Source organism: Alteriqipengyuania flavescens, from assembly GCF_030406725.1.
Lineage (GTDB): Bacteria > Pseudomonadota > Alphaproteobacteria > Sphingomonadales > Sphingomonadaceae > Alteriqipengyuania_B > Alteriqipengyuania_B flavescens.
This window is the reverse complement of record NZ_CP129107.1, coordinates 1,532,464-1,552,739: the sequence shown is the minus strand read 5'-3', so window position 1 is coordinate 1,552,739 and position 20,276 is coordinate 1,532,464. Positions and strand designations below refer to the sequence as shown.

General features: G+C 65.1%; 20 protein-coding genes and 1 tRNA gene. 15 read left to right on the top strand and 6 right to left on the bottom strand.

Going from position 1 to position 20,276, the window contains the following annotated elements; genetic code table 11:
* Positions 1-152: 152 nt before the first annotated feature.
* Genes QQW98_RS08025 through QQW98_RS08015 form a run of 3 tightly spaced genes read left to right on the top strand, consistent with a single transcriptional unit; the run spans position 153 to position 2,917 of the window.
* A complete protein-coding gene (locus tag QQW98_RS08025; RefSeq protein ID WP_290134458.1) occupies positions 153-866 on the top strand; it encodes a ParA family protein in 714 nt (237 codons plus the stop codon).
* Between the two features lie 17 nt (positions 867-883).
* Positions 884-1,447, top strand: a complete 564-nt coding sequence (locus QQW98_RS08020; protein ID WP_290134457.1) for a hypothetical protein — start codon at positions 884-886, stop codon at positions 1,445-1,447.
* A gap of 21 nt (positions 1,448-1,468) precedes the next feature.
* On the top strand, positions 1,469-2,917 hold the full coding sequence (locus QQW98_RS08015; protein ID WP_290134456.1) for an SPOR domain-containing protein: 1,449 nt from the start codon (positions 1,469-1,471) through the stop codon (positions 2,915-2,917).
* A 70-nt stretch (positions 2,918-2,987) separates the two neighbouring features.
* Here QQW98_RS08015 and QQW98_RS08010 read toward each other — a convergent pair whose 3' ends face one another.
* Both QQW98_RS08010 and QQW98_RS08005 read right to left on the bottom strand, forming a co-directional pair.
* The gene (locus QQW98_RS08010; RefSeq protein ID WP_290134455.1) at positions 2,988-4,220 is read right to left on the bottom strand and encodes a dihydroorotase; all 1,233 of its coding nucleotides are present in this window, start codon (positions 4,218-4,220) and stop codon (positions 2,988-2,990) included.
* A 10-nt stretch (positions 4,221-4,230) separates the two neighbouring features.
* A complete protein-coding gene (locus QQW98_RS08005; protein WP_290134454.1) occupies positions 4,231-5,259 on the bottom strand; it encodes an aspartate carbamoyltransferase catalytic subunit in 1,029 nt (342 codons plus the stop codon).
* Between the two features lie 131 nt (positions 5,260-5,390).
* On the opposite strand from QQW98_RS08005, the gene sppA reads away from it, so the two are divergent.
* Together sppA and QQW98_RS07995 are read left to right on the top strand one after the other, a co-directional pair.
* Positions 5,391-7,280 (top strand): signal peptide peptidase SppA, encoded by a 1,890-nt coding sequence (gene sppA / locus QQW98_RS08000; RefSeq protein WP_290134453.1) that lies wholly within the window; start codon positions 5,391-5,393, stop codon positions 7,278-7,280.
* Positions 7,281-7,355: 75 nt separating this feature from the next.
* Positions 7,356-7,430, top strand: a tRNA-Val gene (locus QQW98_RS07995).
* A 541-nt stretch (positions 7,431-7,971) separates the two neighbouring features.
* On the opposite strand, the gene QQW98_RS07990 is transcribed toward QQW98_RS07995, so the two are convergent.
* Positions 7,972-8,850 (bottom strand): LysR family transcriptional regulator, encoded by an 879-nt coding sequence (locus tag QQW98_RS07990; protein WP_290134452.1) that lies wholly within the window; start codon positions 8,848-8,850, stop codon positions 7,972-7,974.
* Positions 8,851-9,060: 210 nt separating this feature from the next.
* Between QQW98_RS07990 and QQW98_RS07985 the strand changes: the two genes are divergently transcribed.
* The 8 genes from QQW98_RS07985 to QQW98_RS07950 all read left to right on the top strand — a co-directional run bounded on the left by QQW98_RS07985 (position 9,061) and on the right by QQW98_RS07950 (position 13,921).
* Positions 9,061-9,756 carry a type 1 glutamine amidotransferase domain-containing protein gene (locus tag QQW98_RS07985; protein WP_290134451.1) on the top strand — a complete coding sequence of 232 codons (696 nt, stop codon included), beginning with the start codon at positions 9,061-9,063 and terminating at the stop codon, positions 9,754-9,756.
* Positions 9,756-10,214 (top strand): VOC family protein, encoded by a 459-nt coding sequence (locus QQW98_RS07980; protein WP_290136901.1) that lies wholly within the window; start codon positions 9,756-9,758, stop codon positions 10,212-10,214. Before QQW98_RS07985 ends, QQW98_RS07980 begins: the two co-directional genes overlap by 1 nt.
* Entirely contained in the window at positions 10,214-11,320 is a 1,107-nt protein-coding gene (locus tag QQW98_RS07975) for an NADH:flavin oxidoreductase/NADH oxidase (protein WP_404800783.1), read from the top strand. The genes QQW98_RS07980 and QQW98_RS07975 overlap by 1 nt, the downstream gene beginning before the upstream one ends.
* The gene (locus tag QQW98_RS07970; protein WP_290134449.1) at positions 11,317-11,538 is read left to right on the top strand and encodes a hypothetical protein; all 222 of its coding nucleotides are present in this window, start codon (positions 11,317-11,319) and stop codon (positions 11,536-11,538) included. The genes QQW98_RS07975 and QQW98_RS07970 overlap by 4 nt, the downstream gene beginning before the upstream one ends.
* A 17-nt stretch (positions 11,539-11,555) precedes the next feature.
* Positions 11,556-12,296 carry an SDR family oxidoreductase gene (locus QQW98_RS07965; protein ID WP_185885968.1) on the top strand — a complete coding sequence of 247 codons (741 nt, stop codon included), beginning with the start codon at positions 11,556-11,558 and terminating at the stop codon, positions 12,294-12,296.
* Positions 12,297-12,407: 111 nt separating this feature from the next.
* Positions 12,408-12,701: a putative quinol monooxygenase gene (locus QQW98_RS07960; RefSeq protein ID WP_199556348.1), complete on the top strand. Its 294-nt coding sequence runs from the start codon at positions 12,408-12,410 to the stop codon at positions 12,699-12,701.
* A gap of 108 nt (positions 12,702-12,809) precedes the next feature.
* The gene (locus QQW98_RS07955) at positions 12,810-13,229 is read left to right on the top strand and encodes a GlcG/HbpS family heme-binding protein (protein ID WP_290134448.1); all 420 of its coding nucleotides are present in this window, start codon (positions 12,810-12,812) and stop codon (positions 13,227-13,229) included.
* A gap of 146 nt (positions 13,230-13,375) precedes the next feature.
* A complete protein-coding gene (locus QQW98_RS07950) occupies positions 13,376-13,921 on the top strand; it encodes a type 1 glutamine amidotransferase domain-containing protein (RefSeq protein WP_290134447.1) in 546 nt (181 codons plus the stop codon).
* A 253-nt stretch (positions 13,922-14,174) separates the two neighbouring features.
* On the opposite strand, the gene QQW98_RS07945 is transcribed toward QQW98_RS07950, so the two are convergent.
* The 3 genes from QQW98_RS07945 to QQW98_RS07935 all read right to left on the bottom strand — a co-directional run bounded on the left by QQW98_RS07945 (position 14,175) and on the right by QQW98_RS07935 (position 18,632).
* Positions 14,175-16,766 carry an excinuclease ABC subunit UvrA gene (locus QQW98_RS07945; protein WP_290134446.1) on the bottom strand — a complete coding sequence of 864 codons (2,592 nt, stop codon included), beginning with the start codon at positions 16,764-16,766 and terminating at the stop codon, positions 14,175-14,177.
* Positions 16,767-17,013: 247 nt separating this feature from the next.
* Entirely contained in the window at positions 17,014-18,123 is a 1,110-nt protein-coding gene (locus tag QQW98_RS07940) for an S-(hydroxymethyl)glutathione dehydrogenase/class III alcohol dehydrogenase (protein ID WP_290134445.1), read from the bottom strand.
* Between the two features lie 218 nt (positions 18,124-18,341).
* Positions 18,342-18,632 (bottom strand): metal/formaldehyde-sensitive transcriptional repressor, encoded by a 291-nt coding sequence (locus tag QQW98_RS07935; protein WP_290134444.1) that lies wholly within the window; start codon positions 18,630-18,632, stop codon positions 18,342-18,344.
* Positions 18,633-18,706: 74 nt separating this feature from the next.
* On the opposite strand from QQW98_RS07935, the gene QQW98_RS07930 reads away from it, so the two are divergent.
* Complete coding sequence (locus QQW98_RS07930) at positions 18,707-19,252, top strand: TetR/AcrR family transcriptional regulator (RefSeq protein ID WP_290134443.1); 546 nt, start codon at positions 18,707-18,709, stop codon at positions 19,250-19,252.
* Positions 19,253-19,327: 75 nt separating this feature from the next.
* The gene (locus QQW98_RS07925) at positions 19,328-20,158 is read left to right on the top strand and encodes an aldo/keto reductase (protein WP_290134442.1); all 831 of its coding nucleotides are present in this window, start codon (positions 19,328-19,330) and stop codon (positions 20,156-20,158) included.
* Positions 20,159-20,276: the final 118 nt, after the last annotated feature.

Below are 20,276 nucleotides of genomic sequence, written 5' to 3'. Positions count from 1 at the left end.
GCAAAGGATTTATGGTTTCCCGCCAAACCGCCTTCCCAGCCCGGCCGCCTCCGGCCTCCGCCCGCGTTAACCCAAAATTAGGGGTGATCTGCGATTCCGGAGACCGAAGACCGGCTTACGGGGCCCGGAAACAGTTATCAGGGGGAATTCCTTTGCGCGTATTGGCTTTGGCATCGCAGAAGGGTGGTTCGGGCAAGACCACGCTATCAGGCCACCTTGCAGTCCAGGCGCAGCGCGCCGGGGCCGGCCCGGTCGTCCTTATCGACATCGACCCGCAAGGCTCGCTCGCCGATTGGTGGAACGAGCGTGAGGCGGAATTGCCCGCCTTTGCTCAGACCACCGTCTCGCGCCTCGCCAACGACCTCGCCGCCCTGCGCCAGCAGGGCTTCAAGCTGGCGGTGATCGACACGCCGCCGGCCATCACCATGGCCATCCAGTCGGTGATCTCGGTCGCCGAACTGATCGTGGTGCCGACCCGCCCCAGCCCGCACGACCTGCGCGCCGTGGGCGCGACCGTCGACCTGTGCGAGCGCGCCGGCAAGCCGCTGATCTTCTGCGTCAACGCCGCCACGCCCAAGGCCAGGATCACCAGCGAGGCGGCCGTCGCCCTCTCGCAGCACGGCACGGTTGCCCCCGTGACGCTGCACCACCGCACCGATTTTGCGGCGTCGATGATCGACGGGCGCACGGTGATGGAAGTGGAACCGGAAGGCCGCTCCGCGCGCGAAGTCACCGCGCTTTGGGGTTATATCGCCGACCGCCTCGAAAAGAATTTCCGCCGTACGGTCTTCGCCGCGCCGGGCATCACCGCCCAGCACGTGCAGCACCGCCCGGCAGCCGGCTTCGGCCGCCGCGTCGCACAATGATCGCGGGGAGCAGCGCCATGACAGAGCCTTCTCCCTTCGCGTCGCTGGGACCGTCCCTGCTTGCCCGCAAGGGGGGGGCCCGCCCGGCCATGCGCCCGCAGCTGCAGCCGCAGCACCATTTCGAAAGCACCGTATCCGCCGATCTCGAAGATCTCGGCTGGAACGACATGGGCGACGATGCGCCCAGCCCGATTGCCGGCCTGACCCCCTCGCCCCAGTTGCACATCGCAGCCGAGCCGGTGGAAGAGCCGGAGGTCCGCAAGCAGCAGGAAGCGCTGGCGGAACGCCTCGTCGCAAAGGAAAAGGCGCCTGCGATTGACGTCGCGGACGACGAGGCCACGGCCAAGCCTGCCAAACCAAGAACCAAGAAGAAAAAGGCTGCAGCGCCGAAGAGCAAAACCGATGCCGCTCGCCGCGCCGCCTTTACCCTGCGTCTTGACAGCGATCGCCACCTGAAACTGCGCCTGGCCTCGACCATGCGCGGTCGCAGCGCACAGCAGATCGTCACCGAGGCGCTCGACAAGTTGCTCGCCGAAATGCCCGAACTCAATTCGCTGGCACGGCAAATGAAGAACAGCTGATCCGAGAGGGAGGAACCAGCCATGCAGACCGCCGATTTCCGAGCCGATTACCGCAAGCGCCTGATCATCCTGGCCGCCAGCTCCGCGCTGTCGGCCACGCTGCTGGGTGCGTGCACCACCAATCCCGCGCCGCGGGCCGAAGTTTCGGCCGGGGAGGCGCAGGTTGCGCTGGAGCGGGGCCGGACGACCGATGCGGTCAAGCACGCAGAGGCTGCCGTCCTGGCCGAACCGCGCAGTGCGCATTACCGCGCGATGCTGGGCGCCGCTTATCTCGATGCGGGCCGATTCGCTTCGGCAGCGACCTCTTTCGACGATGCCGTGCGGCTGGGCGATGACAGCGCCCGCACCGCGCTCAGCCTGTCACTCGCCCTGTCGGGTGCCGGCAAGCAGCCCGAAGCGCTCGGCCTGCTGCGCGCCCGCGCCGACGATATTCCCGCCGCCGACCTCGGCCTCGCCTATGCCCTCGCCGGCGAGCCGCGCCGCGGCGTCCACGTGCTGACCACCGCGATCCGCGGCGGCGACACCAGCGTCAAGGCACGCCAGAACCTCGCCTATGCCTATGCGCTGGCCGGCCAGTGGCGCGAAGCGCGCATCATGGCCGCGCAGGACATTCCGCAGGACCAGGTCGGCAAGCGCATGGCCGAATGGGCTGCAACCATCCATCCCGAGGCCGCGACCGCACGGATCGCCGGCCTGCTCGGCGTGCCTGCAAACGCCGCCGACGGCGGCCAGCCGGTGTCGCTGGCACTCTCCAACGCGCCCGGTGCCGTCGGCCTCGCCAGCGGCGCCGCGGCCTATGCAACGCCGGTCGCCGCCGCAGACTATCCGCAAGCGACCGACCTCAACGGCGAACTGATGCCGGTGGGTGCCGACAACGGCTATGCGCCCGCCCCGGTTGCAGCGGCCAGCCCGGCTGCACTCAACTCGGGCGTAGCCCTTGCACCGCTTTCCGTGCCTGCAGCCAACGCGCCCATCGCCCCGGCACCGGTCGCAAGCCCGGTTCCCGCCATAACGGCAGAGGTGGCCGAGAGCCTGGGCGTGAAAATGCCCGCTCCGGTCGTCACCGACAGCGCGCGCTTCACCAGCAATCCGGTGGTCCAGCCGACCCCGCGCGCAGCGGCCCGTACATCACGCGGCGCCGATCCCGCACCGGCGGTCGCCAGCGCTCCGGTCACCGGCGGCAGCCACCTCGTCCAGCTCGGCTCGTTCAGCTCCGAAGCCGGTGCGAAGCGCGCCTGGGGCATTTACCAGAGCCGCTACCCCGAACTCGCGGATCGCGAAATGGTCATCACGGAAGCCGTCGTGCGCGGCAAGCGCTATTGGCGCGTGTCCGCCGGCGGCTATGCCCGCAGCGAAGCGGCCTCCATGTGCGGCCGCGTGAAAACCGAAGGTCGTGCCTGCTATGCCTGGTCCGAAGGTCGTCCGATGCCGGGCGCGGTCGATACCGGCGTCCGCATGGCGCGCCGCTAGGTCTCCCAACCCTCTCCAGACAGGGAAACTTACAGCCCCTCCCCATCACCGGGGAGGGGTTTTTCTTTGCCTAGTCGCCCACCGGCACGCCAGCTTTCCACAGGGCCGTGGCGCGGCCCTGCACCGGCTGGCGGTCGAACGGCGTGTTACCTGCGCTGGCGGCCATTTCGCGGCTGTCGACGATCCACGGCTTGTCCGGCTCCACCAGGGCGATGTCGGCCTCCATCCCTTCCCCCAGCACGCCGGAGGGCAGGCCGAGGATGCGGGCGGGATTGGTCGCCAGCATGGCGAAGGCGCGTTCGAGCGGGATCACGCCGTCGCGCACCAGCGACAGCGCCATCGGCAGCAGCGTTTCGGCCCCCGCCATGCCATCCGCAGCATCGGCGAAAGGGAGGCGCTTGTCTTCCGCCCCGCGCGGATCGTGGCCGCTGGCAATAACGTCGATCGTGCCCTCACCGATGGCTTCGACCACCGCCAGCCGGTCCTCCTCGCTTCGCAGCGGGGGCGAGAGGCGAGCAAAAGTGCGGAATTCGCCGAGGGCGAGGTCGGACAACATGAAATGGGCCGGCGTCACGCCGCAGGTGACCGCAACCCCGCGCGATTTCGCCGCGCGCACGAGGTCGAGCGCCGCGCGGGTCGTGACCTGCCTTATGTGCAGCCGTGCGCCGCTCATCTCGGCCAGCGCAAGATCGCGGGCAACCGCCAGCGCTTCGGCCCCTGACGGTGCGCTGCGCAGACCGAGGCGTGTCGCCATGTCGCCCGCCGTCGCAACCGCGTCCCCAGTCAGCCCGCCGTCTTCGGCGTGCGTGACCAAAACCATGTCGAGCATCGCCGCATATTGCAGCAGGCGCAGCATGATGCCGCTATCCGCGATCCAGCGGCGGCCCGTGGCGATGCCGCGCGCGCCGGCCTCGCGCATCAGGGCCACTTCGGCGAGCTGCGCGCCCTCAAGCCCGACCGTCGCTGCCGCCAGCGGATGGACCCACAGGTCCGGCTTGCCGCTCGCCGCGACGAAGCGGACCCGGGCGGGGTAATCGAGCGGCGGATCGCTATCGGGCATGAGCACCGCACGCACGATCCCGCCGAAATGGCAGGCGGGCTTGTCGATTTCGAAGACGCCGAAATCGACGAGCGCGGGTGCGATAAGCGCGCCGCCCGCGTCGATGACCTCGTCGCCGTCCTGCGGTGCGACATCGCCGACGCCGGCGATCAGCCCGTCCGCCACCCTGAGCGCGCCGCCAGTGACGCCATCCGGTCCGACCAGCCGGCCGCCCGTGATCGTGAAGGGCCTGTCCTGCCTCACCGCGCGCCCCTCATGTCCATTGGCCGTCCCAGCCGGGCAGGCCGCGGCGGCGGCGCGTCAGCACGTCGAGGCAGGCCATGCGGATGGCGACGCCCATTTCCACCTGGTCGGTGATGATCGAGATGTCAGGATCGTCGGCCACATCGCTGTCGATCTCCACCCCGCGGTTCATCGGGCCGGGGTGCATGATGATCGCTTCCGGGACCAGCCGCTCCACCCGCTCCCGCGTCAGGCCGTAAAGGTGGCGGTATTCCTTGGGCGAGGGGATAAATTGCCCGCTCATCCGCTCGGTCTGCAGGCGCAGCATCATCACCGCGTCCGATCCCTTGAGCGCGGTCTCGAAGTCGTGATGCACCTCGGCCCCCATCGCCTCCACTGCAGCGGGCATCAACGCGGGGGGGGCGCACACGCGCACGGTGGCGCCCATCGCGGTGAGGCAAAGGATGTTCGAGCGCGCCACGCGGCTGTGCAGCACGTCGCCGCAGATCGTCACGACGAGGCCGGTGAAATCCTCCGCCCCCTCACCCCGCTCTTCCAGCGCCTGGCGCAGCGCCAGCGCATCGAGCAGAGCCTGGGTCGGATGTTCGTGGCTGCCATCCCCGGCGTTCAGCACCGGGCAGTCCACCTTGTCCGCGATCAGCGCCACCGCGCCGCTGCTGCCGTGGCGGATCACGATGGCATCGGCGCGCATGGCGTTGAGCGTGATCGCGGTATCGATCAGCGTCTCGCCCTTCTTCACGCTCGACTGCGCGGCATGCATGTTGACCACGTCCGCGCCCAGCCGCTTGCCCGCGATTTCGAAGCTCAGCAGGGTGCGGGTGGAATTCTCGAAGAAGGCATTGATGATTGTCAGCCCGGACAATTCGTCCGTGTGCTTGTGCGTCTGGCGGCCGAGTTCGACATACTGGTCGGCCTCGGCAAGCAGGTAGAGGATCTGGTGCCGTTCCAGCCGGCCGATGCCGAGGAGGTCGCGATGCGGGAACGCCTGCCCGCCCGCCGGAAAGCGGTTCGATCGGGGTGCGGGGGCGCCATCTGTCATCGAAGACAGGCCCTTAGGGCCGCCTGCCTGCCACCTCAAGCTGAATCGCTGGCATCCGCCTGCCGGAACCCCTAAAGCCCCCGCAACACCCCACGCGACACAGGCGCAGAGCCGGAAAAACGGGACGCACGATGGATTTCGCACGCAAGGTCTGGAAGCTGATAGTCGCGGTGAAGGACGGGCTGGTGCTCGTTTTCATGCTGATCTTCTTCTTCACTCTGTTCGCCATCCTGACCGCGCGGCCGGACGAAGGCGGCGTGCGCGACGGGGCGCTGGTGCTGGCGCTCGACGGGGTGGTGGTGGAAGAACGCTCTGTCGTCGACCCGTTCGATGCCCTGCTTTCCGGCGCTGCGCCGACCGGCGAATACCCGGTGCGCGATATCGTCCACGCCCTCGACACGGCGGCGAAGGACGAACGGATCGAGGCCGTGGTGCTCGACCTTTCAACGTTCCTGGGCGGGGGCCAGGTGCACCTGTCGGAAATCGGCGCCGCGCTGGAGCGGGTGAAGGGCGCGGGCAAGCCAGTCCTGTCCTACGCCATGGCCTATGGCGACGACGGCATGCTCTTGGCCGCCCATGCGACCGAAGCTTGGGTCGACCCGCTGGGCGGCGCGCTTGTCGCCGGGCCGGGCGGAGAGCGGCTGTACTACGCCGGGCTGATCGACCGCCTCAACATCAACGCCAAGGTCTACCGCGTCGGCACCTACAAGTCGGCGGTGGAGCCCTACCTCCTGTCCGAAATGTCGCCTGAAGCGCGCGAGAACGCGAACGCGCTCTACGGCGCGCTGTGGGAAGAATGGCAGGCGAACGTCAAGAAGGCGCGGCCCGATGCCGATCTCGATCGGATCACGAGCGACCCTGCCGCATGGGTCGAAAGCGCGCGCGGCGACCTGTCGCGTGCCGCAGTGGACGCCGGGCTGATCGATGCGATCGGCTCGAAGACCAAGTTCGGCGAGCGGGTGGCAGAGCTGGTCGGCGAAGACCTGTGGAGCGATGCGCCGGGTGCTTACCCGTCCACCGATCTCGACATCTGGCTCGACGCCAACCCGGTCGAGGAAGGGGGCAATGCGGTGGGCGTCATCACCATCGCGGGCGAGATCGTGGACGGCGAAGCGGGGCCCGGCACGGCAGGCGGCACGCGGATTGCCGACCTTCTCGACGAGGCGCTGGCTTCAGGCGACCTCAAGGCGCTTGTGGTGCGCGTGGACAGCCCCGGCGGGTCGGTCACGGCCTCCGAAGAAATCCGGCAGGCCATCGTCCGCTATCACGCCGCTGGCATCCCGGTTGCCGTATCGATGGCCAATGTCGCGGCAAGCGGCGGTTATTGGGTCTCCACCCCTGCCGAGCGCATCTTCGCCGAGCCGGAGACGATCACCGGCTCCATCGGCATCTTCGGCGTGATCCCCACTTTCGAAGATACGCTGGCGGACATCGGGGTGACGACCGACGGGGTGAAGACCACGCCCCTGTCCGGCCAGCCCGATCCGCTTTCCGGGTTCACGCCAGAGGTCGACACGATCCTGCAGGCCGTCATCGAGAACAACTATGCCCGCTTCCTCACAATCGTCGCGCGCTCGCGCAACATGGATGCCGCCCGCGTCGACAGCATCGCACAGGGCCGCGTCTGGGACGGCGGCAGCGCGCGGCAGCTCGGCCTGGTCGATCAGTTCGGCGGGCTCGACGCGGCGCTGCAATGGGCGGCGAGCGAGGCGGGCCTTGAAGAGGGCGACTGGCATGCGCGCTACCTTGCCAACGAACCTGACGGGTTCGACGCCTTCCTGGCCGGCATGTTCGGCGGCGATGCAAAGGCATCCCATCCTCCGCGCGATGTCTTCGCAATGATCGCCGCACGGCACCACGCCCGGCTGGGGCAGGTGGAAAGCGATGTCGAGCGGCTGGTGTCCGTGCGCGGCGCGCAGGCCATGTGCCTCGAATGCCCGGCCACGCCGACTGCCCGCTCGGCCAAAGGCCCCTCCGCCGGCTGGCTCGCCCGGATCGCCGCCAGCGTGCTGGGGAGCTAGCGCGCAAAAGCTTGCATGGCGCGCCGAATCGCCCTATCGGCGCGCCCCTGCCTTGGCGGGATCCCCCGCACTGGCGGGCGCGTAGCTCAGTGGTAGAGCACACCCTTCACACGGGTGGGGTCGCAAGTTCAATCCTTGCCGCGCCCACCATCTTTTCAATGGTTTAGAAGAGATGGCCCGCGTTTCCATGAAAAGAACATGAAAAACTTAGGTGGGCATCCGCGAACATCGGCGCTGATGACGGCGGGATGTGATTTCGGGCTATCGCCCGTCAATTGACCTGATTATCCGCAGCGAACCAGTGGGTTACTGCATTTTCACGAATGGTTGGCACACATTGCTTTCCAAAACCGAGAGAAAGCATGTCTGTCCATCAACCAGTCCTTCCGGCCAAGGCCATTGAGCTCGTTAAGTCCAGGGATCTCGAAAAAGCTGATGAATTGTTAGCCGATTTCTCCGCGGCTGGTCTAATCAAAACCTATGCTCTCGTGTGAGAAATAAGACCCGCTGGAGGTCCGGCCAAGGTGGTGCGCGATGCTCAGATTCCGACCCAAGATTGGGAAAGGATTGTAGCATCACATCCGGCCGTTCGTCCTTGTCGCCGACGATCCCGAAAGCCGCCATTCGTTCCGCCAGCGCTCAGCTGGTTCAGACCTGAATTTGCGCTGACGGCCAACAGGCGTGGCCACAATTATATTCGGAGTGCAGCAATCAGGGCGTCCCGAGCCATGGCCACGCGCGGGTGTCGCAGCGATGAGCGTGCCCAGACGAGGTAGTAAGCGTTGCGCGGCACCGTGACCGGGGCGGGTATCTCGATCAGCGTGCAGGCAGCGCGTTCTACGCGGGTGAGATAGCCGGGCAGCACCGTCCAGCCGATGCCCGCGCACAATCCCGACCTTAGCACCCTCAAATCGGGCGCGGTCAAAGCGGGCTGGCTGGTCAGTTCGATCTGGTTTGCCTCGAGCCAGGTCCGCAGCAACGGCCGGTCGAGATCGTAGGCGAGGTGAGCCGTCCGGTTGAGCCCGTCGGCCAGCGGCAATTCGGCAATCCGGCTCGCCACGGCGGGCGAGGCTACGGCGCGCAGGTGCTCTTCCCCCAGCGCATGAAAGGCCAACCGCGGATCTTCGGGTTGCGAGGCGGTGACGGCCAGATGCACCTTGTCTTCGAGGAGCATGGCATAAAGCGCTTCGCGCCCGCCGATATGCAGGCGCAGGTCAAGCCCTGCTTCCAGCAGCGGGGCCAGCCGGGGCGTGATCATCTCTCCCAGCAGGTCCGACGGCGCGGCGATGTGGACCGTGCCCGAGATGCGCGACGATCGGGCCCGCGCGCTGGCCAGTGCCGATTCCGCGGTGTCGAGGCTGCTTCCGATCGAAGCCGCGAGATCGTCGGCAATCGCGGTCGGTCGGACGCCGCGCGAATGGCGCTCGAACAAGGGACGACCCAGTTGCGCCTCGAGCGAAGCGATGTGCTGCGATGCCGCCGGTTGGGTGATGCCGATTGCCCGGGCCGCCTCGCTCAGTGAACGACGGCGGTAGACTTCGACGAAGGTACGCAACTGCAGGAGGGACATTGCGGTTCCATAAGCGGATTTATGGCCGTCCGCCATTCTCGCTGGATTTTATGATGCCGTTCCCTGCGTATCTAATCCGCCGAAAGGAACGATCGAATGCAAAATCGCCGCCAACTGCTGAAAGCTCTCACCGCTTTCTTTGTGGCGGGTGCGGCTGCGCCGGTTGCGTTTGCTCGTGTCCCCGACATTAATGGAAAAGAACAATTGACGATGACCCGCATTCTCATGGTGGCCACCTCCGCCGACCGCATGACCCCCGGCACCGAACCGACGGGTGTCTGGCTCGAGGAACTTACCACCCCGTATTATGCCTTCCGCGATGCGGGCGCCGAGGTGACGCTGGCCTCGATCAAGGGCGGCGCCATCCCCGTCGACCAGCGTAGCGTCAACGCCGACGGCGAGAACGACGCTTCGGTCGAGCGCTATCTGAAGGACGAGGCCCTGAAGGCCGAGGTTGCCAGCACCCCGGTATTCACCAGTATCGATCCCGCCGGCTACGACGCGCTGTTCTTGCCGGGCGGCCACGGCACTATGTTCGATTACCCCGGTAGCGACGAGCTGGCTCGCCTGGTCGAGCGCTTCGACCGCGAGGGCAAGATCGTCGCCGCCGTCTGCCATGGACCGGCGGGGCTGGTCTCCGCGGAGAAGGCCGATGGCACGCCCTTCGTCGCAGGCCGCCGTGTCGCGGGCTTCACCGACAGCGAGGAGCGCGCGGTCGGCCTCGATCAGGCGGTGCCGTTCCTGCTCGAAACGCGCCTCAAGGAACTTGGAGGCAAGCACGAGGGCGGCCCCGATTTTGCCCCGTTTGCCCTGCGCGACGGCAATCTGGTGACGGGCCAGAACCCCGCCAGCGCTACCCGCACCGCGGAACTCGTGATGGAAGCCCTCAAGGACAAGGTCGCCTGATCATGCGCTATCTCCACACCATGGTGCGCGTCGCCGATCCCGAGGCGGCTATCCGGTTCTTCACGCTGCTGGGTTTCAAGGAAACCCGGCGCATGGAGAACCAGGCCGGGCGTTATACGCTGATCTACCTTGCCGCCGACGAGGATTTCCGCGGCGACGGCGAGCAGGGCGATGCCGAGGTCGAGCTGACGTACAACTGGCCGCCCGAGGATGGCAGCGCTGCCGAGAAATACACGGGCGGCCGAAACTTCGGCCATCTCGCCTACGGGGTCGACGACATCTACGAAACGTGCGCGCGGCTGCAGGCGGGCGGCGTGACGATCAATCGCCCCCCGCGCGACGGATACATGGCGTTCGTCCGCTCGCCGGACGGGATCTCGATCGAACTGCTGCAGAAGGGCGAACACAAGACTCCGGCCGAACCCTGGGCCTCCATGCCCAACACGGGCGAATGGTGATGGCGAAATTGTTCGAACCGATTGAGGTTGGAGGGCTGCGGCTCGCCAATCGCATCGTCATCGCCCCGATGTGCCAGTATTCGGCAGTCGACGGCGCGATGACCGACTGGCACCAGATGCATCTCGGCCAGTTGGCGCTATCGGGCGCGGGCGCGCTGACGATAGAGGCGACCGCGGTCAGCCCCGAAGGGCGCATTACCTACGGTGACATCGGCCTGTACGATGACCGTACCGAAGCGGCGATGCGAAGCGTGCTCGAAAGTGTGCGCCGTTGGTCGGACATGCCGCTGATCATCCAGCTGGCCCATGCCGGCCGCAAGGCGAGCTGCGCCAAGCCGTGGCACGGCGGAACGCAGATCGCACCCGATGCGGAGAATGGCTGGCAGACCGTGGCACCCAGCGCCATTCCCTTCGCTCCGGACGACCATCCCCCTGTCGAACTGGACAAGTCAGGGCTTGCCCGCATCCGGGATGCGTTCGCGGATGCCGCCCGGCGTGCCGGCAGGCTCGGCATCGAAGCCGTCCAGATCCACGCCGCGCATGGCTATCTGCTGCACCAATTTTTGTCGCCGATCTCCAACCGGCGCGGCGACGACTACGGCGGCAGCCTCGAGAACCGGATGCGGTTCCCGCTCGAAGTGTTCGGTGCAGTGCGCGAAGCGTTTCCGGCTGGCCGCCCGGTGACCGTCCGCGTTTCCGGGACCGACTGGGTCGAAGGTGGCTGGACGGCGGAGGAAACCGCATTGTTGGCAAAGGAGCTGGAGCGGCGCGGTTGCGCGGCGATCCACGTTTCCAGCGGGGGGCTCGACCCGCGCCAGCAGGTCCCTGTCGGCCCTGGCTATCAGGTGCCGCTGGCCCGGACTGTCAAGGACGCGGTCGCTATGCCTGTCGTGACGGTCGGAATGATCACCGATCCGCACCAGGCGGAGCGCATCCTCGAAGACGGGCATGCCGACGCCATAGCGATAGCCCGCGCTGCGCTGTGGGATCCGCGCTGGCCCTGGCACGCCGCCGCCGCGCTTGGCGCATCGGTAAAGGCGCCCCCGCAATATCTCCGGTCCGAGCCCCACGAAGCGGGCCGCATTCTGAAGGAAATGATCCCATGAAAATCTCCGTCAAACTGCTTCTTGCCGCCGGCGCTGCCCTCTCGCTTGCCGCCTGCTCGACGACCCGCGAGGGTGCATCCGCGCCCCAGATCGAACAGGTCGCGACCTTCGATGGCGCGATGCCGACTGAAGTGACCGTCGCCCCCAACGGGCGCATTTTCGTCAACTTCCCGCAATGGCGCGGGGCCGCGATCCGGCAAAAAAAAATCAACAACTGACTTGAAGGAATACAAACATGACCAAGGGTATCGAAGGCAAGGTCGTTCTCATTACCGGCGGCAGCAGCGGCATCGGCGCGGAAACCGCGCGTCTTCTCGCCGAACGCGGCGCGAAGGTGGCCATCGCCGCGCGGCGCAAGGACAGGCTCGACGAGGTCGTTGCGGACATCGCCGCAAACGGCGGCACGGCACGTAGCTACGCGCTGGACGTGACCGACAAATCGGCGGTCCAGTCCGTCGTCGCCGCAATCATTGCCGACTTCGGCCGCCTCGACGTGCTGATCAACAACGCCGGCCTGATGCCGATCCGTCCGATGGCCGAGGTCAACACCGACGAGTGGGACCAGATGATCGACGTCAATCTGAAGGGTACGCTCTACGGCATCGCGGCGGCGCTTCCCGGCTTTCTCGAGCAGGGCAGCGGTCACATCATCAACTTGAGCTCGGTTGCGGGCATCAAGGTCTTCGCACCGGGCGGCACGGTCTACTCCGGTACCAAGTTCGCCGTCAGCGCGATCAGCGAGGGCTTGCGCCACGAGGTGGGGGAAAAGGTCCGGGTCACGTCAATCGAGCCTGGAGCTGTCGAAAGCGATCTGAAGTTCACGACATCCGGCACGGCTGCCGAAACGGTGCTGGACTTCTACAAGCAGGCCATCCCGACGGCATCGGTGGCGCGTGCTATCGCGTTCGCTGTCGAACAACCTGATGATGTCGACGTCAACGCAATCGTCATCCGGCCGACCGCACAGGAGTTCTGATTTCGACGAGGAGGCGGGGCCGCGTGTGCTCCGCCTCGTGGGGAACGTAGCGGCCCGCTCGTCCGTTACTTTGCCGAATAATATCTGTCCGTTTCACTTGAGGAATAATTTATGCCCAAACTCGCCCTGTATGTACCGCTGAAGGCCAAGCCCGGAAAAGAGCGCGATGTCGCCGATTTCCTGACCTCGGCATTGCCGCTCGTTCAAGCTGAGCCGGGCACCCAGACCTGGTACGCGATCGAGGAAGGTCCCGGTGCGTACGCGATCTTCGATACGTTCGACACGGAGGAGGATCGGCAGGCCCATCTTGACGGCAAGGTTGCCGCCGCACTGATGGACAAGGCAGACGAACTGTTTTCCGAACCGCCGCAAATCCACAAGTTCACCCTGCTGGCCGCGAAATAGCGGAGCGGTCGGCACCCTCGCACGTCGCTCTCTTCGCCCGCGTGGGCGAAAGCGGGCGCGGCGGCGTGCGCTGAACAGCTTTCCCCGAACTGGCCAAGGAGACACGCCATGCACACCATCCAGACACTCGATCTGAACGACACGCGGACGATCATCGATGCGGGGATCGCGGAGGCCGAGCGGATCGGCAGCCCGTCGAACATCGCGGTGGTGGACGCGGGCGGCTGCCTCCTGGCGTTTGCGCGGATGGATGATGCGTGGCGCGGCAGCGTCGACATCGCGATAAGCAAGGCGTGGACGGCGCGCGCGTTCGACGTCGAGACCAAGGCGCTGGCGAAGCTCGCCCAGCCGGGCGCCGACTTCTACGGCATCCATGCCTCCAACGACGGCAAGGTGATGATCTTCGCCGGGGGCGTGCCGATCAAGGAGGGCGAGACGGTGATCGGCGCGGTGGGCGTGTCGGGCGGCACCGGCAAGCAGGATCAGGCCGTGGCCGAGGCGGCGGCGCAGGCTTTCGCGCACGGCTGAGCCTTGGAGCGCGGCGGCACCGGCTGAGTCGACGGCGGCGGGTTCGGGCGCCTTCAAGCATTTCGACGAGCACGATGCTGCTTGGACGAAGGTCGTGCTCAAGCCGGGCACCTGACCTCAATCTTGGACGGAATAGGAGATAAATTATGACTTTAGAAGGCAAATCGGTCGCCATTCTGATCGCACCCCGCGGGACGGAAGAACCAGAATTCTCGAAGCCCAAGCAAGCTGTCGAGGACGCTGGTGGCAAAGTGACCGTGGTCAGTTTTGAATCGGGCAAGGCTCGCACAGTCAATGGCGATCTCGACGAGGGCGGCAGCTATACTATCGACAAGACGTTTTCCGATGTCAAAGCCGACGATTTCGACGGACTTGTCGTGCCCGGAGGGACCGTCGGTGCCGACAAGCTGCGCGGCAGCGACGAGGCAATCGGTTTCATCCGGGCTTTCTTCGATCAGAAAAAACCTGTCGCGGCTATATGCCATGCACCCTGGACATTGATCGAGGCGGACGTGCTCGAGGGTCGCACCTTGACGTCCTACCCGACGCTGAAGGTCGATATCGAGAATGCCGGCGGTACATGGACCGATGAGGAAGTCGTGGTCGACAACGGCCTTGTTACCAGCCGCGATCCCGATGATTTGCCCCCCTTCTGTGCCAAGCTCGTCGAGGAAATCGCAGCAGGGAATTAAGACGGGGCGTTTCGACGAACCATGTGAGGGCGCTCTCCATGGAGAAGGTCCGGACAAAGCAAGCGTGGCGGATGGTCAGCGATTGGCCGTCCGCCACGCCGCGTATCACACGTACACGGCGCACCTGCGGCACTTAAACCCTGAGCCGCGTCAACCGCGGTGTCATATCGCCGGCTCCCGCTTTCAGGTTCGACCCATTCCACCGTGTGGTTGAGATACACCTGATCGAACGTGCGTTCGGCCAGATTACGACCTACAGTGCAGCCTTCAGATAGCGTGCGGTGAGACTGCCTTCCGCTTCCGCAACGACGCCAGGAACGCCGCTGGCAACGATACGGCCCCCGTCTTCCCCGGCCCCCGGTCCCAGGTCGATGATCCAGTCCACCTGGGCGATGGCGCGCATGTCATGTTCGACGACTACGACGGTATTGCCGGCGTCTACGAGGCCCTGCAGGTGTTGCATCAGCCGGTCCGCATCGGAGGGGTGGAGCCCCGAAGTCGGCTCGTCGAGGATGTAGATCGTGTTGCCGCGTTGAGCGCGTTGCAGTTCAGTCGCAAGCTTGATGCGCTGCGCCTCCCCGCCAGACAGCTCGGTCGCCGGCTGACCGAGCCTCAGATAGCCAAGACCGATCTCCCGCAACACGTCGAGGGAGCGTATCACAGATGCCTCGCCAGCGAAGAAATCGCACGCATCGTCGACCGTCAGTTCGAGCACCTGGGCGATATTGCGCCCGTTCCATTCGACTTCGAGCGTTTGCGGGTTGTAGCGAGAGCCATGACAGGTCGAGCACGGGGCAAAAACGCTCGGCAGGAACAGCAGCTCCACCATGACGTATCCCTCGCCCTCGCACACAGGGCAGCGGCCTTGCGCGACGTTGAACGAGAACCTTCCCGGGCTGTAATGCCGCCGGCGGGCGAGCGGCGTATCAGCGAAGATCCGTCGCACATGGTCGAACATGCCGCTGTAGGTGGCCAGGTTCGAGCGCGGCGTGCGGCCGATCGGTTTCTGATCGACGCGCACCAGCCTGCGAACATGCTCCATGCCTGCGACAATGCGTCCTTCAGTGTCGTTCTGCGCAACATCGAGCAGCGGATCGATATCCTCCTCCTCGGTCACGGGGGAGCCGCCGAGGTGTTCCGTGACGAGCTCGGGCAGCGCCTGACTGACAAGACTGGATTTGCCCGATCCCGAAACGCCGGTGACAGCGGTGAAGCAGCCGATGGGAAACTCCACGTCGAGACCATGGAGATTGTTCCGCCTGATCCCTTCCAGGCGTAGCCATGCCTTGGGATCGCGCGGCGTGCGCTCACTGCGGAGCGGCTCTGCGAACAGGTAGCGGCGGGTGATCGAGGTCTCGACTTCGGCAAGCCCCTCTATCGGCCCGCTGTAGAGGACTTCACCGCCCTTTTCCCCGGCTCCTGGCCCGACATCGACGAGCCATTCCGCGCGGCGGATCACGTCGAGATCATGTTCGACGACGAACAGGGAGTTGCCTGCCGCCTTGAGACGCTCGAGGATGGTGAGCAAGGCTTCGCCATCTGCCGGGTGCAACCCTGCCGAAGGCTCGTCAAGCACATAGACCACGCCGAAAAGCTGTGACGACAATTGCGTGGCAAGCCGCAAGCGTTGCAGCTCTCCGGAGGAGAGCGTCGGCGTGCTGCGGTCGAGCGAAATGTAGCCAAGGCCAAGATCGATCAGCGGCTCCAACCGCTCGATCAATTCGCAGGCGAGACGCTGTGCGGCGACCCGCTTCTCGTCGGAGAGATTGGGCGTGCGGCGCACGTCGGGCGCAGCCTTGTGCGCCGAACCTCCTGCCGCGACTCGCCGTTCGACCGCCGCATCGCGGGCCGCCTTGCCGAGGACATGGCCCTTCGGGACCGCCGCGGCGCCCCCGTATTCGCCATGCGCGACGGGCGTGAGCAAGTCCCGGAGTTTCAACACCGTCAGGTCGCCGAACTCGGCGATGTCGAGGCCCGCGAACTTCACGGACAGGGCTTCGCGCTTCAGGCGCTTGCCGTCGCAGGTCGGGCAATCGCGGCCGATGATATATTGCGAGACGCGCTTCTTCATCAGCGCGCTCTTAGTGTTGGCGAAGGTTTCCAGCACATAACGGCGCGCGCCGGTGAAGGTGCCCTGGTAGCTCGGTTCCATGCCGCGCTTGAGCGCCGTCCGGGTCTGTTCGGGCGTCAGGCCCGCATAGACCGGCACCGTCGGCGTATCTTCAGTGAAGAGGATCCAGTTGCGATCCTTTTCCGGCAGGTCGCGCCACGGCGTATCGACATCATAGCCGAGCGAAACGAGGATATCGCGCAGGTTCTGGCCATGCCAGGCGGTCGGCCAGGCGGCAATCGCCCGGTCGCGAATGGTGAGGCTGTCGTCAGGAACCATCGTTTCTTCGGTCGCGTCATAGACGCGCCCGATGCCGTGGCAGGTCGGGCAGGCGCCGGCGACCGTGTTGGGGGAGAGATCCTCCGCATAGAGCATGGGCTGATGGCGCGGATATTCGCCGACGCGCGAATAGAGCATCCGCACCAGGCTGGAGATCGTCGTCACGCTGCCGACCGAGGATCGCGCGTTGGCCGAGCCGCGCTGCTGCTGCAACGCGACCGCAGGCGGCAAACCGTCGATCGCGTCGACTTCCGGAACCCCGGCCTGGTCGATCAGGCGACGGGCATAGGGCGCAACCGATTCCAGATAACGCCGCTGGGCTTCGGCATAGAGGGTGCCGAACGCGAGCGATGACTTGCCCGAGCCCGATATGCCGGTGAACACCACGAAGGCGTCGCGCGGTACATCGACGTCAATATTCTTGAGGTTATTCTGGCGCGCGCCGCGAACCTGCACGCAAGCAGGCGGCCTCGCATGCCCATGATCGGTGGCCGGCGTCGTCGCGTTAATATCCTTGCTCTTCAATTCAGTCTTCCTGCCCTATACGCCGGTGCGTCCCGTGGTTCATCACAGTCGGATAACAGATGAATGCTTTTCGACGCGTGGCCCATTCGCCGGAGCGCGCGTCAGCATGGCCTTGGTCGGGCCATGATGACAGCCGAGTTGTCAATCCGGCCGCCTCGCGCCGCTTCGGATCGGCGGGTCAGTAGTGAATGACCGAGCGGATCGACTTGCCTTCGTGCATCAGTTCGAAGGCCTCGTTGATCTCCTCCAAACCCATCGTGTGGGTTACGAACGGGGCCAGATCGATATCGCCTCTCATCGCGTCCTCGACCATGCCGGGGAGCTCTGTCCGTCCCTTGACGCCGCCGAAAGCTGACCCCTTCCATACGCGGCCAGTGACGAGCTGGAATGGGCGGGTGGAGATTTCCTCGCCCGCGCCGGCAACGCCGATCACGATCGACTGACCCCAGCCACGGTGCGCTGATTCAAGGGCGGCGCGCATGACGTGGACGTTGCCGATGCACTCGAAGGTATGATCGATGCCCCAGCCCGTCATCTCGATCAGCACTTGCTGGATGGGCTTGTCATGGTCCTTGGGATTGATGCACTCGGTCGCACCGAACTGGCGTGCCAGCTCGAACTTGGACGGATTGGTGTCGATGGCGATGATGCGACCCGCCTTCGCCTGACGCGCACCCTGAATCGCCGCGAGGCCGATGCCGCCGAGTCCGAACACGGCGACCGAGTCTCCGGGCTGGACCTTGGCGGTATTATGGACTGCGCCGATGCCGGTCGTGACGCCGCAGCCGAGCAGGCAGACATGCTCGGGATTTGCCTCGGGATTGATCTTGGCGAGCGAGACTTCGGCGACGACAGTATATTCACTGAAGGTTGAACAGCCCATGTAATGATAGAGGGGCTGACCGTTGTACGAAAAGCGGGTGGTCCCATCGGGCATCAAGCCTTTGCCCTGCGTTTCGCGGACAGCGACGCACAGGTTGGTCTTGCCCGACAGGCAGAAGTCGCACTTGCCGCACTCGGCGGTGTAGAGCGGAATCACGTGATCGCCCGGCACGACGCTGGTGACGCCTTCACCGACCTCGACAACGATGCCCGCGCCCTCGTGGCCCAGAACCACCGGGAAAACACCCTCCGGATCACTCCCCTCCAGCGTGTATGCGTCGGTGTGGCACACACCGGTGTGCGTCACCCGTATGAGGACTTCGCCTTTTTGGGGTGGGGCGACATCGATCTCGACGATTTCGAGTGGCTTGCCCGCCTCGAAGGCTACAGCGGCGCGAGATTTCATGTTGGGATACCCTCGTTGAGTTGAACTGGTTGCTGGTGCGAGGCCGTTGCGTCAGCGCAAATTCGTCGACATTCTCATACTGGCAGGGAGTATCTTTGTCATACTCCCTGCCAGTATGCAAGAGGTGTCCTGTCGAGGATCTCAAACCAGAGAAGGCAGCAGTAGGGGCTGGCTTCCAAGTGCGGGAGAACACGGGCAGGAAAATGCGCCTGAAATTATCATTTAAGATAAGTACGCAGAATCTTCATGACGCCCTCCACGCCGTCATCGAGATCGGCACCTTCGCCTCCGACCGCCCGATCTGCGCCCGCACCGAATGTTTCCCTGAGATGACTCTCCATCACTTCTGCCATCAGTCCATTTGTCGCACCACGCATGGCGACAATTTGCTGCAGCAGGGGAGCGCAATCGGCCCCCGCTTCGATCGCGCGTTCCAGTGCGTCCGCCTGACCCTTGATACGCCGCAAGCGTGTGATGGCGCGCTTCTTGTCCTCTGGTGAATGTGGCATCGCGTCTCCCCGAGAAATAGCTCCAGCATACTATACAGGGGGGGAGTTTCAATCCTGCACCGAGCCGGAAGGCGGTGCGGCTGTTCTGGCAGCGCGGCTACGAGGCGACATCGATGGCCGATCTGGTGGCGGAGACTGGCGTCGCCGCCGCCAGTCTCTATGCAGCCTTTGGCAACAAGGCGGGGCTGTTTGCGGCGGTGATCGAGCGCTACGGCGCGACGTTCAGCGTCCACCTCTATGCACCCATCAACGATCCGGCGTTGTCCACCTACGAGGCCGTCAAAGGCTTGCTGGAACGAGCGGCGTCATCATTCTCGGAACCTGGAACGCCGGCCGGCTGCTTCATGTATTCGGCAGCGGCAGCCGTTTCGCCGGCATCCGCCGCCATCGAATGCCTGCTGCGCGACAAGCGTCTCGCAGCGGAGGCCTTCCTGATCGAGCGTCTGCAACGCGGCGCCGCGCAGGGCGAGCTTGCGGCCAACACCGATCCGGCCGTGCTAGGCAAATTCATCAATACGGTCATGGAAGGCATGTCCGTTCAGGCGCGCGACGGCGCTACGATCGACGAGCTGCTCTCTATCGCCAAAATGGCACTCGATCGATGGCCGGCCGCGATATGATCGTTACTTGGTTGTCATCTGCCAATCCGCCTCCCGCGACCGAACAGTCGAACTCATCTCATAGGACGAAAGCACATGAAACACGTGGCATTGCCCGGCGGGGAAGTGGTTCCTTCAATGGGTCAAGGCACCTGGAAGATGGGCGAACGTGCCGAGCGCCGATCCGATGAGATCGCCGCGCTACGCGCCGGTGTCGAACTGGGCATGACGCTCATCGATACCGCCGAAATGTACGGCGATGGTGCGGCGGAAACGCTGATATCCGAGGCGCTGGGCAGCGTTCGCGACCAGTTGTTCCTCGTCAGCAAGGCATATCCGCAGAACGCATCGCGCTCCCGCCTTGCCGGTGCGTGCGAGGCGAGCCTGAAGCGGCTGGGCACCGACCGGCTGGACCTCTACCTGCTCCATTGGCGGGGATCGGTGCCGCTCGCTGAGACATTGGAGGCAATGGAGGCGCTCAAATCGGCAGGAAAGATCCGGCACTGGGGTGTCAGCAATCTCGATACCGACGATATGGAAGAGCTTGTCGCTGCGGGCGGGGATGACTGCGTGACCGATCAGATCCTCTACAATCTGGTCCGGCGAGGCCCCGAATTGGACCTGCTGCCGTGGCTCGCCGAGCATAACATACCGGTTATGGCGTATAGTCCAGTCGAGCAGGGACGACTTTCTACCCACCCCGCTCTCGACAAAATTGCAGCCGAGGTTGGCGCAACCCCTGTGCAGGTCGCACTTTCGTGGACGTTGCGGCAAGATGGTCTCATCGCCATCCCGAAAGCGAGTTCAGTCGCCCATGTGCGGGAGAACCGTGCGGCCGCCGATATCGTTCTTTCCGACGCTCAGCTTGCGAAACTCGACGCGGCATTTCCCAGGCCACGCGACCGCCGTCCGCTCGAGATGCTTTAGCATCAGATGACGATATTATCGCTCGAAGGAACAGAGCGCAAACCGGATCGGCGGTGGAAGCCGAATTTAAACTCGTTGAGCCTGCCACTGGCGCGTGAAGTATCCTTCGCAAGCCTTC

Coding starts and splice junctions, on each gene's coding strand:
- QQW98_RS08020 (WP_290134457.1), top strand. CDS start 884: ATGACAGAGCCTTCTCCCTTCGCGTCGCTGGGACCGTCCCTGCTTGCC.
- QQW98_RS08015 (WP_290134456.1), top strand. CDS start 1,469: ATGCAGACCGCCGATTTCCGAGCCGATTACCGCAAGCGCCTGATCATC.
- QQW98_RS08005 (WP_290134454.1), bottom strand. CDS start 5,259: ATGACAGATGGCGCCCCCGCACCCCGATCGAACCGCTTTCCGGCGGGC.
- sppA (WP_290134453.1), top strand. CDS start 5,391: ATGGATTTCGCACGCAAGGTCTGGAAGCTGATAGTCGCGGTGAAGGAC.
- QQW98_RS07990 (WP_290134452.1), bottom strand. CDS start 8,850: ATGTCCCTCCTGCAGTTGCGTACCTTCGTCGAAGTCTACCGCCGTCGT.
- QQW98_RS07985 (WP_290134451.1), top strand. CDS start 9,061: ATGACCCGCATTCTCATGGTGGCCACCTCCGCCGACCGCATGACCCCC.
- QQW98_RS07975 (WP_404800783.1), top strand. CDS start 10,214: ATGGCGAAATTGTTCGAACCGATTGAGGTTGGAGGGCTGCGGCTCGCC.
- QQW98_RS07970 (WP_290134449.1), top strand. CDS start 11,317: ATGAAAATCTCCGTCAAACTGCTTCTTGCCGCCGGCGCTGCCCTCTCG.
- QQW98_RS07965 (WP_185885968.1), top strand. CDS start 11,556: ATGACCAAGGGTATCGAAGGCAAGGTCGTTCTCATTACCGGCGGCAGC.
- QQW98_RS07960 (WP_199556348.1), top strand. CDS start 12,408: ATGCCCAAACTCGCCCTGTATGTACCGCTGAAGGCCAAGCCCGGAAAA.
- QQW98_RS07955 (WP_290134448.1), top strand. CDS start 12,810: ATGCACACCATCCAGACACTCGATCTGAACGACACGCGGACGATCATC.
- QQW98_RS07950 (WP_290134447.1), top strand. CDS start 13,376: ATGACTTTAGAAGGCAAATCGGTCGCCATTCTGATCGCACCCCGCGGG.
- QQW98_RS07940 (WP_290134445.1), bottom strand. CDS start 18,123: ATGAAATCTCGCGCCGCTGTAGCCTTCGAGGCGGGCAAGCCACTCGAA.
- QQW98_RS07935 (WP_290134444.1), bottom strand. CDS start 18,632: ATGCCACATTCACCAGAGGACAAGAAGCGCGCCATCACACGCTTGCGG.
- QQW98_RS07925 (WP_290134442.1), top strand. CDS start 19,328: ATGAAACACGTGGCATTGCCCGGCGGGGAAGTGGTTCCTTCAATGGGT.